This is a genomic window from Psychrobacter sp. ER1, assembly GCF_048631835.1.
Classification (GTDB): Bacteria; Pseudomonadota; Gammaproteobacteria; order Pseudomonadales; family Moraxellaceae; genus Psychrobacter.
This window is the reverse complement of the sequence record NZ_CP184640.1, coordinates 675,024-688,413: the sequence shown is the minus strand read 5'-3', so window position 1 is coordinate 688,413 and position 13,390 is coordinate 675,024. Positions and strand designations below refer to the sequence as shown.

The window sequence follows — 13,390 nt, the reverse complement described above, 5'->3', positions numbered from 1 at the left end:
TGAATCATCCTATATAAAAGAGTTAAGTCGCCAGATATAAATAATTGAAACGCAGCTATTTACTCCAATGCCTCAAACGGTAAGCCGACGTAGTTTTCAGCTATCGTGGCTTTGCCAGCATCTGAATGAATAAAGTAATCAAACTCAGCCTGCTGTACTCGAAAATCAAAACGACCTGCACTCTGAAAACGGTGTAATAGCATCGTCATCCACCACGAAAAACGAACCGCTTTCCAAGCACGTGCCAAACAGATTTCTTGATAACGAGGAATCAGGTCAGTACGTTGCTCCTCGTAGATTTTTACGAATAAACGAAAGGCTGTTTCTACGTCGCTTGCAGCAAGGTTCAAACCCTTAGCACCCGTTGGTGGAACGATGTGTGCGGCATCTCCTAATAGGAACACTTTGCCATATTGCATGGTTTCGCAGACATAAGAGCGCAGTGGAGCAATACTCATCTCAATAGCAGGCCCAGTTACCAATCGTTCTGCCATCTCAGACGGAATACGGCGTTTGAGCTCAGCCCAAAATTTCTCTTCGTTCCAGTTTTCGATCTTATCTGTGTCTGGTACTTGGATATAGTAGCGGCTACGGGTTGGCGAGCGCATCGAACATAGCGCAAAACCGCGCTCATGGGCACAATAAACCAACTCATCATTCACAGGTGGAGTGTCACTCATGAGCCCAAGCCAACCAAACGGATAGACTTTTTCATATTCTTCTAGTTCGTTAGAGGGGATGGATTTACGTGAGATACCATGAAAGCCATCACAGCCAGCGATGTAATCACAGTCCAAATGGAACGATTCGCCATTATGCTGATAGGTCACGTAAGGATTGTCTGATTCAATATCATGGAGCTCGACGTTTTCTGCTTCATAAACCGTTGTGCCACCGACTTTTTCACGTGCTTCCATCAAGTCGCGCGTTACCTCAGTCTGCCCATACACAACGACATGCTTGCCGCCACTGTGTTTTTCTATGTCGATGTGGTAGTGCTCGCCCTGAAAACTAAAATCCGTACCAGTATGAACCAATCCTTCTTTATCCATGCGCGCTCCGGCCCCTGACTCGCGGATCAGGTTGACCGTACCCTGCTCTAAAACGCCTGCGCGAATACGACTTAGGACATACTCGCCCGTTTTGCGCTCTAAAATGACATTGTCGATACCCGCTTTCGTCAGTAATTGCCCAAGCAGTAATCCAGATGGGCCTGCACCAACAATCGCAACTTGTGTTTTCTGTTTCATGAAATCCCTCTCACTTGTTATTTGGCAAATTCCACTTTGCCTAAAGACGTTGAATAAAAAATACTAACGGTCTAAAAATGCCTATGTATTAATCTATTGGTATTACAGAATAATTCGCTAAAAATCAAAGAAAACAGTCTCATTATCGCCTTGTAAATAAATATCAAATCGATAGCGGGGCTTACCATCGCTTTGCTCTTTTTTGGCAATCAGCGTTTTACGACGTTCTGCTGAAGGCACACTATTTAATATAGGACACTCGGTATTCGCTTCTGGTTCGTCATCGAAATAGGCACGGGTTTGTAGATGCAAGTTGATGCCACGAGCAAAAATGGCAAGGTTGACGTGCGGCGCCATAGGCTTACCATAAAAATCTACCTGTCCTGGTTTTACCGTATGGAAATGAAAATCGCCATCTAAGGCACAAGCACTACGCCCAAATCCACTAAAAGGTTGTTTGTTGTCAAAATTGGCAACATAGTTACCACTGCTGTCCGCTTGCCATATTTCAATCAGGGCATCATGAACCGCTTCACCATTACCATCGTATACATGACCCACTAACTCGATATGCTCACCTTTAGCACCTTCTTTGGCCAAATCTTGCCAAATTTCATCTGAACGAGATTCAAAACCTGCTATTTCTAATGCCAAACCGATATGCACAAAAGGCCCTGCCGTTTGTGACGCCGTCTCACGCAGCAAACCGATATCATCTTGTAATTTGTATTGGCTATACATGATCTACTCCTCAAAATACGTTTGTAATGCACCGCGCACCACAATGTCAAAACGATAGGCCAAACAATCCATTGGCTTGCTCATAGTCATATCTAAGCGGGCAATCATTGTTTCAACCGCCTCTGGGTCTTTTAATACCTGTACAATCGGACATAGCGGAATGAGCGGATCCCCTTCGAAGTACAATTGCGTAATCAAGCGCGTCGAAATAGAAGGTCCCATCACTGATACGTGGATGTGTGCTGGACGCCATGTATTAACACCATTTGGCCACGGATAAGGCCCCGGACGTACGGTACGAAACCGATAGCGTCCCTTAGCATCGGTGATACAGCGACCCACACCACCAAAGTTCCGGATCAAGTGGCGCCAGATAATTGTCTTTTTGTGACGATAGCGGCCACCAGCATTTGCTTGCCACATCTCAACCAAGGTATTGGGCACAGGCTTACCAAACTGATCAATGACGCGGCCATGCATGATGATGCGCTCACCAATGGGTAGACCCGCCTGCGTTCCCTCTGTGCGAAAGTTGATCAGCAAATCATTGTCATATTGACCAATCTCTAAACCGTCAAATACAGGACCACTACGCTCTGAGTCACTGGCTCTTTGGATACTGACTAACGCCTGACTGGGTGAACGCGCCACCGAGGTTTTGTAGCCAGGCGTATACTGTGCAGGCTGCCAAGACCGATCACGTGGAAGAAAAGAAGGGTATTTATGACTCATTACGGTATTCTCCATTGCTATAACGCAAACCTTATTGATAATCAGTGCTTATGGTTTTGAATATTAATTGATTGGATTGCCCCAACCATTGTCTTTGGCCAAAGAAAACGCATGGTTGGCCGCTGGCACGCCAGCATAGATAGAAACATGCATCAATACTTGACGCAATTGATCTTCAGAGATGCCCAAGCGTTTAGCCGTACGCAGATGCAGACCCAGCTCGCCGTCGCGACCAAGCGCAGCTAATATGCTCGTGGTAATCATGCTTCGCTGCTGCACGGTGAGACTAGGTCACCCCACAGCTCGCCCCATGCGTTACGGGTGATAAACTGCTGAAATGGGGTGTCTAATGTCGTGGCGTTTTTGGACGCGCTCTCGACATGAGCCGTGCCTAAAATATGCTTGCGCTGTGTCAGACCTTGCTCGTAGCTAATGCCTGTCTCACCAACTGTGGCGCGGCTCGCATCATTCTGAATATGCGCCACCAAATTATCGGTCGCTTCAATAGATGGGACATGCCCCACGCCATCAAAGACGCTTAGGCTTGCATCAGAAAATTCAGCTTGTAGGGTTTCTAGTGCCGTAATCGGTGTAGAGATATCCTCTGCACCTGCGATAAGCGATACCTGACTGGGATAATCTGCAAGTTTCCCACGGTTATCCACTTGCGCCAATACCTCACACAGCTTGGCATAGCTTTCATCATCCGTGCGTGACAGCTGCACTTGCCAGCCTTGTGAGACTTCAGGATTTTTCTGGATATAAGCGGGTGCGAACCAGCGCGGCACAATGATGGCTGCCATCTCGCCCAAGCCCAACTGGCGCACGTTAGCCGCACGTTCAGCCCATGCCGCCGCAGTACCAATGACCGCACCAGTATTGGTCAGCCATACCTGATCTAAACGCTCAGCGGCTATTTGGCATAATGACTGACCAATCACGCCGCCGATTGATGTACCAATAAAACTGAAACCTTCAATATGTAAGTGATCCGCCAACGCTACGACATCCAACGCCAACTGCTCGGCACTCAGCCCTTTTGTAGCCGCGCCGCTACTACCGTGACCGGGAAGATCCCAGCGCACACAGCGATAATGTCCATGCAGTTGATCGCACACGGTATCCCACACATCACGGCTCATACCGAGTGGATGCGCCATAAAGAGTGCAGGTAAATAAGTCTCACCACTGTCTTGGTAAGCAATCAAATTCGCTTCTGTTTTTAAAAACGCCATCATTCTTCTCCTACTCGTGAAACGATGAGCGCGATACCCTGCCCCACGCCAATACACATGGTGCATAGCGCGCGCTGTGCATCGGTACGTTGTAATTCGTGAACCGCTGAAATCAAGATACGCGCACCTGATGCGCCTAGCGGATGACCCAAGGCAATTGAGCCGCCTCTAGGATTGATACGTGGATCACGGTCATCCAGCCCAAGGGCGCGTGAGCAAGCCAACGCTTGTGCAGAAAACGCTTCATTTAGCTCAATAATATCCATATCATCTAGCGTCAAATTGAGTTTCTTTAACAGCTTTTGGGTCGCTGGTACGGGGCCTATACCCATAATTTCTGGCAACACACCTGCCGTTGCCATCCCTTCGATTTTTGCCACTGGGGTTAGACCGTACTTTTCAACGGCCGCTTCGCTGGCAATCAGCATAGCCGCCGCGCCATCATTGATACCTGAGGCATTACCAGCCGTCACCGTGCCGTCCTTATAGATAGGGCGCAGTTTTTCTAAGGCTTCTATGGTTGTGTCTGGACGTGGATGCTCATCTGTATCAACGATGAGTGCGTCCTTCTTGTATCTCTCGATAGTGATAGGAGTGATTTCAGCCGCCAGTTGTCCATTGTCTTGTGCAGCCGCGGCTTTTTGCTGCGACCATAGCGCGAAGCTGTCTTGATCGGCACGTGAGATATTGTATTGTTTGGCTAGATTTTCCGCGGTTTGCGGCATGGCTTCTGTACCATAGAGCGCATCTAGCTTTTTGTTGATAAAGCGCCAGCCCATGGTCGTGTCTTGCAAGGTTTGGCTGCGGCCGTAGGCTTTTTCGGGCTTACCCATAACAAAGGGCGCGCGCGTCATGGACTCAACGCCACCTGCCAGCACCAGATCCATCTCGCCGCTGGCAATCGCGCGAAACGCAGTGCCGACCGCATCCAGACCTGAGCCGCACAACCGATTGATGGTATTGGCAGGGACGGTCTCTGGTAGACCTGATAGCAGCACACTCATACGCGCCACGTTGCGGTTGTCTTCGCCGCTTTGGTTGGCACAGCCCATAAAGGCATCTTCAATCGCGCTGTGATCAAAGTCAGGCGCATCATCGATTACCGCCTTGATGACTTGCGCTAACAGATCGTCAGGGCGAATATCTGCCAGAGCGCCGCCGTAGCGACCCACTGCTGAACGTTTTGGATGACAAATATAGACTGCGGCCATGCTGCTCTCTCCCTAGAGACGATATGAATACGCTATGTGAGTACGTTATATCCTTACAAGCCAATATTGATGATTACCAATATTGTTCTATATAAGAATTATTGTTCGTATAATGAATTAAATTACACCCTTTTTTTCGCTTGTCAATTGAGTTATTCCGTATTATCTTCAATTGAACCTCCTATTTCACATTTCTTTTATCGCGGCAAATCTCAGAAACATGACGAATGATTTACCCAAAAATAAAAAAGACCCGGTTGGGTCTTTTTGTTCATATATAGTTTGATCGTAAATAGGTGAAGTGAATAGCAACTAGTCATTACTGACATCAAAGCCAATCACCCGTATCGTATCGGGATCCTTTAGTTCAGAGTTGAATATCTGTGCATAACGCAAGGTGGCATTGGCATGCTCTCTCATGATCCCTTCAGCTCTGGCTCCTTGACCATGACTGATTGCATCAAAAACCGCGTGATGCTGCATATGGGCAAAATTAAACCGCCGATACTCGCCTGCCAAGTTATTACGATCAATCGCCAACGAGCTGACGGAGGCAAAAGGCAGGTGCTCACTGCGCGTCTTTGCAATATCGATGGCAGGGTTGTGGCTGGCTGCAATGATTAACGCATGAAAGCGTTGGTTAATCTCATGATAGATTTCAAGATCTTCTTCGGTCACATACCCTTTGGCAAACAATGCATCCCCTTTTACCAGACATGTCACCATGCTTTGACGGTGTTCTGCCGTCAGTCCTCTTTCCGCAGCCTGCCGTGCAGCCAAGCCTTCTAACACGCCTCTAACTTCAACCGCGCCATTGATTTCTTCGGGCGTCACTTCGCGCACGCGATAGCCGCGATTCTTGATTTTAATCAATAGCCCTTCTTGCGCAAGCGCACCAAACGCGATACGTATCGGTGTACGAGACACGCCCAGACGTTCAGCTGTCGGTATTTCAGCAATACGCTCTCCAGCTACCAATTCACCAGAGAGAATCATTTGCCGTAGTGCACTGATCACGCGTTGTCCCGCTTCACTCATTCAAACCTCACCATCCATTCACATTTTTAAAAGACCAAACGAGCCTGCCATCAAGACCAACATCAAAATCGACATCATTTAGCTCAGCATCAGCATAGCACGCTAGCAGCATAAACAGTGTGCGCCAATCATAGACCAACCATCCTATTTTTTATTGGTTGTGTCTGCTCAGACATACTTTCGATAAGAATGACGAAGGCAAAGTAATACCTAGCAATAAGAATAAATACATTATTGTTGATCTGTATAAAATTTGCACAAAGAAATAGATAATATTGACTTATTGGATCCAATTTACCAAAATTTTAGTAGACAAAAGCTATTTTTATGCTAAATTGGATCCAGTTATATGAATTTTTACAAACAAAAGGAGCTTGTTATGTTTCCAAAAAACTGCTGGTACGTTGCCTGTACACCAGATGAATTTCAAGAAAAGCCGCTAGGACGCACCATATGCGGCGAAAACATTGTCTTTTATCAAAGCGCCACAGGGGTCGCCGCTGTCGAAGACTTTTGTCCGCATCGAGGCGCGCCTTTATCACTAGGTTATGTAGAAGATGGCCTACTGGTGTGTGGCTATCACGGCTTAAAGATGGGTGGCGACGGAAAAACTGCAGCTATGCCAGGCCAACGAGTCAGAGGCTTTCCTTGCAACCGCAGCTACCCTGTCATCGAGCGTCATGGCTTCGTGTGGGTGTGGACGGGTGATGCCGAGCTTGCCGATGAATCCAACATTCCAGAATTAGAATGGGCAAACAATCCTGAGTGGGCGTATGGCGGCGGGCTGTTCCACATTAACTGTGATTATCGCCTCATGATCGACAATCTGATGGACCTCACCCATGAGACCTATGTCCATGCCAGCAGTATCGGACAAGAAGAAATCGACGAAACTCCTGTCCATACCACCTCCGAAGACGACATGGTTATCACCAGCCGCTTTATAGAAAACATCATTGCTCCGCCTTTTGGCAAGCTGCCCTGCGCGCCAATCAACTGGCTGATGATGTACCGGTAGACAGATGGCAAATATGTAAGTTTAGCCCGCCCAGTCACGTCATGATTGAAGTTGGGGTTGCCCATGCTGGAAAAGGTGGTCACGACGCGGATCCTGAGCACAAGGCAGGCAGCATCGTCGTCGATTTTATCACCCCTGAGACTGAAACCTCTATTTGGTATTTTTGGGGCATGGCGCGTAACTTCAAACCTGAGGATACCGAGCTGACAGAGCAGATTCGTCAAGGACAGCATCAGATCTTTAGCGAGGATTTGGAGATGCTAGAACGTCAGCAGCTCAACTTGTTGACATATCCTGATCGCAAACTACTAAAACTGAATATTGATACCGGTGGCGTCAAGTCACGGCGTATCTTAGACACGCTCATCAAAGAAGAAAACCAAATGATAGAGAACGTCAATTTATAAACGCTGAGGTTAATACCATTATCAAATGACAATTTAATAAATAATTTGCTAAGTATGCTGACATGGTATTTAGTGGATTAAGGATACCTATCATGATGGAAGTTTTGGTAAAGTCAAAAGAAGTGATCGCTGATGATATCTGTCTTTTTGAGCTAGCAAGCGCAAGTAATAAAGCGCTACCCCCTTTTAGTGCGGGCGCCCATGTTGATGTCAAAATACCTAACGGCATCACGCGCCAATACTCGCTATGCAATCACCCCCACGAAAAACATCGTTACCAAATAGCGGTACTCAAAGACCCCGCTTCACGTGGCGGATCGGTAGCCATGCACCAGCAAATAAATATCGGCGACCGCATAGAGATTAGCGAACCCAAAAACCTTTTTCCACTGGCTCATGACGCCAAGCGCAGTTTACTATTTGCAGGTGGCATCGGCATCACGCCAATCTTGTGTATGGCAGAGCGACTGGCCCATACTAACGCAGACTTTGAGCTGCATTACTGCACGCGCAGCCCAGAAAAAACCGCTTTTATGCAGCGTATTCAGGCATCGGCTTTTGCTGATCGGGTACATTTTCACTTCGATGATGGGGATATCACGCAAAAGCTGGATGCAGCAAGCGTCCTTGCCACGCCTTACTCTGACACGCATGTATACGTGTGTGGCCCTGGTGGTTTTATGGAACACGTTCTTGAGACCGCAAAAGCACAAGATTGGCCTGCTGCACAATTACATCGCGAGTATTTTTCAGCCACGCCGATCAGCACGGCCGATGATGATAGCTTTGATGTGCAGATTAGTAGCACAGGACAAATCATCAATGTACCCGCGGACAAAACGGTCATTGAAGCCTTAGAAGCATTCGATATTGAAATTCCTTTTTCTTGCGAATCGGGTATGTGCGGCACGTGTTTGACTCGTGTGCTAGACGGTGTGCCAGATCATAAAGACGTGTTTCTCACCGAAGAAGAACAGGCGAAAAACGACCAGTTTACCCCATGCTGTTCACGAGCAAAAAGCGCTCAGCTGGTACTGGATATTTAGAGCGTATTACCTTTAAATAACACCTTAAAAAAGACCCTATTAGGGTCTTTTTTTATGGTTCATGGCGTAATGGACAAAATTCATTCTATTTGAGTGACTTTGATAGTAGAAAGTCTTTAATAAACCGTAACTTACGGGTAATCCCCCGAAAAATAAGAACACTTAAAAATAGAGAATAACTGCTAAAATAAACCAGCAGGAGAATCCTATGAAAAAGACACGCTTTAGCGACAACCAAATCGTTAACATCCTCAAACAAGCCGAACAAGGCGTTCCTATCGTCGAGCTTTGCCGAGAGCATAACATCAGCCAGAGCACCTTTTATAACTGGCGCTCAAAGTATGGCGGCATGGACGCCTCTTTGATTGCTCGTCTCAAAGCGCTTGAGACTGAAAATGTCCGCCTTAAGAAGATGTATGCCGATGAATGCCTAAAGTCCGACATCCTACAGGACGCTATGACAAAAAGTGGTAGCGCCCCAAAGGCGCAGACAGCTCGCTTGTCACTACATTGACGCGCGTAGCATTAGCATACGTCTCGCTTGTCGTATTTTTAACATCAGCGTCACCTGCTACTATCACCAGTCCGTAGCAACCGATGAGAATAAGCAAATAGCTGACCTACTTATAAAACTGACTGATGAGAATAAGAACTGGGGCTTTGGATTGTGCTTCTTAACCCTGCGCAATGTCATGGGGCTGCCATACAACCATAAGCGCGTGTATCGCACCTACTGTGAGCTTGAATTGAATCTTAGAATCAAACCCAAGCGCCGTATAAAGCGCAATAAGCCTGTACCACTGGCAGTACCTGATAAGATCAATCAAAGCTGGAGCATGGACTTTATGCATGATAGCTTAACAGATGGTCGTGGCTTTCGACTGTTTAATGTGATTGATGACTATAACCGTGAAGCACTGACAGTAGAGATTGACTTCTCGCTACCAGCTGGGAGGGTTATACGTAGCTTGAACCAGTTAATTGAGTGCCGAGGTAGACCTGTGCAGATAAGATGTGACAATGGCCCTGAGTATATCAGTAATGCACTTAAAGACTGGGCTGAGCAGAAAGTCATCACGATTAGTTACATTGAGCCTGGCAATCCACAGCAAAATGCTTATGTGGAGCGCTTTAATAGAACGATGCGCTATGATTGGTTAAATCAGGAGCTGTTTGATACTCTTGATCAAGTACGCACACAAGCAGAGGCTTGGTTATATCACTACAATAATGAGCGCCCACATATGGGCAATGGCGGCTTTACGCCAATACAGAAACTCAATCAAGCGGCTTAATTCTATTTATTAGGTGTCTTAGGTTTGGGAGGGTTACCTACGGTTCTCATTTAAGCCATGATGACTGTGCAATTGTCGCTTTAACTCACTGAATAAACCTTCAAGCGTATTGGTCGTATTTGGTATGTCTAACTGCTCATATTCTTGATAAGTGAATAGCCAATCACTATTGGTTCTGAGACTACGATAAGCACTTCTGAGACGTCTATGTGTGTACCATGTTCTACCAGTATCAGTGTTAATACTACATTCATTCAGATAGTCTTCATGAGTTAAATACCAGTGATCTAAGCGCTTAATGAAGTCGGCTTTATCAAGCCCAGTTAAGTTTAAAGTGAGCCCACGAAGCTCAATACTGGCAATGTTCTTAGGGCGACGAGTCAGATAACGGGTCACTATTTGCAGTTGATGGAACTGACACATCTGACAAGGAATGCTCGTAAATAGCGTCCTAAGTCCTCGTCTGCCATCACAGGTGATGCTTTGTATATCAATACCTGACGACTTTAAGTAGTCCGTCCCTTGCTTGTAGGCACCATTAGTTTCGTGACTCACTACCGCGTAATGAAGAACGGCTCTAGTGGTATTGTCCATGAATACCATCAGACCAAACTGGCGACCGAAGTAAGTGGTGTCCATAATAATGTTAACGCACTTAGGCCGTTTAATCTGAAATTCAAGACTGACGTTGTCTAAGCGTCTTTGAATGGTTTTAAGACTGCAGTGGTATTTGTCAGCCAGTTGTTTGTACGTCTGTTTACCTTGCGTATATTCCGTCCAAAGTGCTTCGTTATTGAGTCTTATACCGCCCAAAAACTGCCGCTTGCAAGAGAGACATTGGTACTGTTGTTTGCCTAGCTTACGTCCATTCTTTTTAGTGTGTTTATCACGACAAAAAGGGCAGTTTTTTGATTCATGGCGTTGATTCCTTGCAAATACAGACAGTATATAGCTTTAGAACCTACGCCAGCATGAAAAATGTCCATTACACCTGGTTCAAAAGTGTTGATAGACTACACTTTACAAGCCGCACTGGCTTCTTGCGCCTTTTGGTAGACCATTTGAGAATCTAAGCCCAAAGCAGCGACATCGTTTAGATACTTTTTAGTACCTACTTCTAGTGGACCTTTCCATTGCGGATCGTTTAAGGGATCGGGGATGTCGATCATGGTGTCGCCTTTGGCTTTGGCTTCAGCCATATATTTAGCATCCTGAGCATCAAAGACTTTACCAGCGCTCGCCGCCATGGCTTTACCCGAGTTATCATCGATGACTTTTTTGAGATCATCAGGCAGGCTATCGTACTTGTCTTGATTCATCGTAACCATCATGGCAGAGCTATAAAACGGGATGTTGGTATGGGTATTGGTCAGCTCAATCAACCTAAACGATCCCATTGCATCCCACGTCAGGCTTACCCCATCTAAAACGCCGCGCTGCAAAGAGGTATACAAATCTGGGGCGGGCAGACCGACGGGCGTACCGCCTGCTGACTCAATGATATCCCCTGCAATCGCTGATGGTCGGCGCATACGCAGGCCCTTTAAATCATCTGGTGTACGAATAGCTTTATCAACTGTATGCATCCCACCAGGGCCCGTACCCATCATAAATAATAAATGGGTATCGTCGTACTCACTGGAGATTACGCCATCATCATAAAGCGTCTGTAGCATGCAGTTCATTTGCGTGGCTGAGCTGGACAAGCCCGGCAGCTCTGCCACTTGCGTCAAGGGGAAGCGGCCATTGGTATAGCCTTGCAGCTGTGTGCCAATATCGATCGTACCTTTGGCGGTAGCCTCATAAGTAGCATCAGGTTTGCTTAGAGTGGCAGAGGGATATATTTCAATTTTTAAGCGGCCGTTCGAGTCTGCCTCGATCTTTTTTGCCCAAGGCTCTATCACCTCTGTATGCGCGGCAGATGTCGCTGGCCATAAATGTGACAAGCGTAATGTGGTGACTGTATCGTTACTTGTCTTAGCATTTGTCGTGGCCTCGTTCGATGGTGAGCAGGCCGTCAAGCCGATTAAAGCGGCAAGTGTCAGGCTCAAAGGCAGTATCTTTCTCATCATAAAATCCCTTTTTGATCGTTCAAGTACCCCAGATCCAATATATGCTCAATGAATGTTGTCTCATAGGCTCATGGTTTGAAGTAAAAAACAGTAAATTTCCGTATTTGTGTGGCCAAACTTTTATCGTTAAACAATCTATCGATACGGTTGCATTTGTTCTATAATAGAATTAATGTTCGTATAGTGAATTAAATTACACTTTTATTCTTCTTCTGTCAATGGTTTCTGCATCATACTGAGACTGTTTATAGTTGATTCAATCTAAAGTGAACTCACTATATACCAGCCGACATTGGGCTCGAACTCGTATACTTATTATCGCGATATATAGTCGAAGCAGTTTAAAGTGAGTACAAGGCAACCGAGTGCAGATAGTACCGTTGTAAAGCAAGCGAGGTTAACACCGTACCCATTTATAAATGCTTTGACTATAAGCTAGGCTCAACCTAATAAAAAGGCTGCCAACTCTATAAAGCGTTGGCAGCCTTGATATTGATATCAGTCATTGAATCGTTTTCATATTGAGATCACTGTCTCAAATATAATAAGTTTGGATTTTTTCAGCACAATCACGCAAGATGGGCAAAAACTCTTCGATGAGCATCTCTTTTGATACGCGCATGGCATTGGTACTGATGTTGATAGCACCGATCAGCTCATTGTTTGATTTATAGATAGGTATCGCAAGGGAGCGTAAACCGGTGTCCAGCTCTTGATCGACAACCACGTATTGCTCATCACAAGCGTCGCTTAACATTTTTTTGAATTGTTCACGATCAGTGATACTAAAGGGCGTATACGCGTTTAGCTCTATTTTATTGATATAGTCGTCCCGCTCATTCTTGGGTAGATTGGCCAAGATAGCACGGCCCATAGAGGTGTAAGCAACAGGCAGCCGAGTACCGATAGAGAGCGCGATTGACAACAGACGATGCTTGGCCGCAGATCGTGCGATATACACCACTTCGTCATCATCTAGTACGGCAAATGAACAAGACTCACCCGTTTTTTCGGTCACACGTTCTAGATAGAATTGCACAATATCGTGATGATGCGCACTGCTTAAATAACTGGATCCAATGCTGAGTGTCTTGGGAGAGAGTTTAAATTGGCGCTTATCCTTATGGACATACCCCAAAGCGTGCAGCGTCAGCAGATAGCGCCGAGCCTTTGCTCTGTCCATATCGGTACATTCGGCGACCTCACTCAGCGTCATCGTAGAATGGTTGTCATCAAACGCACGCAGAACGCTCAAGCCGCCTGCAAGAGATGTCACAAAATCTGGACTATCAAAGGGTATTTTCTTATCTTGTGTCATAGAAATATTTTTTATACTTACCAAAGT

The 13,390-nt window shown here is 46.2% G+C and carries 12 protein-coding genes and 1 pseudogene; 3 read left to right on the top strand and 10 right to left on the bottom strand.

From position 1 onward, the window contains the following. Positions 1 to 59 precede the first annotated feature (59 nt). From pobA to ACOBWA_RS03130, 7 genes are all read right to left on the bottom strand, one after another. Complete coding sequence (pobA, locus tag ACOBWA_RS03160; protein WP_420230203.1) at positions 60 to 1,250, bottom strand: 4-hydroxybenzoate 3-monooxygenase; 1,191 nt, start codon at positions 1,248 to 1,250, stop codon at positions 60 to 62. 117 nt (positions 1,251 to 1,367) lie between these two features. After that, positions 1,368 to 1,991, bottom strand: coding sequence for a protocatechuate 3,4-dioxygenase subunit alpha (gene pcaG, locus ACOBWA_RS03155; protein WP_420230202.1), 624 nt, complete (start codon positions 1,989 to 1,991; stop codon positions 1,368 to 1,370). Between the two features lie 3 nt (positions 1,992 to 1,994). After that, positions 1,995 to 2,723, bottom strand: a complete 729-nt coding sequence (gene pcaH, locus ACOBWA_RS03150; RefSeq protein WP_420230201.1) for a protocatechuate 3,4-dioxygenase subunit beta — start codon at positions 2,721 to 2,723, stop codon at positions 1,995 to 1,997. Positions 2,724 to 2,786: 63 nt separating this feature from the next. Further along, positions 2,787 to 2,987 (bottom strand): carboxymuconolactone decarboxylase family protein, encoded by a 201-nt coding sequence (locus ACOBWA_RS03145; protein WP_420230200.1) that lies wholly within the window; start codon positions 2,985 to 2,987, stop codon positions 2,787 to 2,789. Continuing rightward, on the bottom strand, positions 2,984 to 3,961 hold the full coding sequence (locus ACOBWA_RS03140; RefSeq protein WP_420230199.1) for an alpha/beta fold hydrolase: 978 nt from the start codon (positions 3,959 to 3,961) through the stop codon (positions 2,984 to 2,986). The genes ACOBWA_RS03145 and ACOBWA_RS03140 overlap by 4 nt, the downstream gene beginning before the upstream one ends. Continuing rightward, on the bottom strand, positions 3,958 to 5,169 hold the full coding sequence (pcaF, locus tag ACOBWA_RS03135; RefSeq protein WP_420230198.1) for a 3-oxoadipyl-CoA thiolase: 1,212 nt from the start codon (positions 5,167 to 5,169) through the stop codon (positions 3,958 to 3,960). Before pcaF ends, ACOBWA_RS03140 begins: the two co-directional genes overlap by 4 nt. Before the next feature lie 312 nt (positions 5,170 to 5,481). Beyond that, positions 5,482 to 6,207, bottom strand: a complete 726-nt coding sequence (locus tag ACOBWA_RS03130) for a GntR family transcriptional regulator (protein WP_102090533.1) — start codon at positions 6,205 to 6,207, stop codon at positions 5,482 to 5,484. 379 nt (positions 6,208 to 6,586) lie between these two features. Between ACOBWA_RS03130 and ACOBWA_RS03125 the strand changes: the two are divergent. The 3 genes and pseudogenes from ACOBWA_RS03125 (at position 6,587) to ACOBWA_RS03115 (ending at position 9,973) form a co-directional block, all read left to right on the top strand. Then, positions 6,587 to 7,632: pseudogene (locus ACOBWA_RS03125) on the top strand (Rieske 2Fe-2S domain-containing protein). A gap of 92 nt (positions 7,633 to 7,724) precedes the next feature. Then, positions 7,725 to 8,678 carry a PDR/VanB family oxidoreductase gene (locus ACOBWA_RS03120; protein WP_102090535.1) on the top strand — a complete coding sequence of 318 codons (954 nt, stop codon included), beginning with the start codon at positions 7,725 to 7,727 and terminating at the stop codon, positions 8,676 to 8,678. A 208-nt stretch (positions 8,679 to 8,886) separates the two neighbouring features. Further along, positions 8,887 to 9,973 (top strand): IS3 family transposase gene (locus ACOBWA_RS03115; RefSeq protein ID WP_420229285.1). Its coding sequence is split into 2 segments (ribosomal slippage): positions 8,887 to 9,140 and positions 9,139 to 9,973, totalling 1,089 coding nucleotides; the frame shifts between segments, so codons are not numbered across the junction. A 33-nt stretch (positions 9,974 to 10,006) separates the two neighbouring features. Here the strand turns inward: ACOBWA_RS03115 and ACOBWA_RS03110 are convergent. From ACOBWA_RS03110 to ACOBWA_RS03100, 3 genes are all read right to left on the bottom strand, one after another. Then, positions 10,007 to 10,918 (bottom strand): IS256 family transposase, variant Zn-binding type, encoded by a 912-nt coding sequence (locus ACOBWA_RS03110; protein WP_420230709.1) that lies wholly within the window; start codon positions 10,916 to 10,918, stop codon positions 10,007 to 10,009. A 68-nt stretch (positions 10,919 to 10,986) separates the two neighbouring features. Next, positions 10,987 to 12,042: a TRAP transporter substrate-binding protein DctP gene (gene dctP, locus ACOBWA_RS03105; RefSeq protein ID WP_420230708.1), complete on the bottom strand. Its 1,056-nt coding sequence runs from the start codon at positions 12,040 to 12,042 to the stop codon at positions 10,987 to 10,989. Between the two features lie 538 nt (positions 12,043 to 12,580). After that, entirely contained in the window at positions 12,581 to 13,363 is a 783-nt protein-coding gene (locus ACOBWA_RS03100) for an IclR family transcriptional regulator domain-containing protein (RefSeq protein WP_102090538.1), read from the bottom strand. Between the last annotated feature and the right edge of the window lie 27 nt (positions 13,364 to 13,390).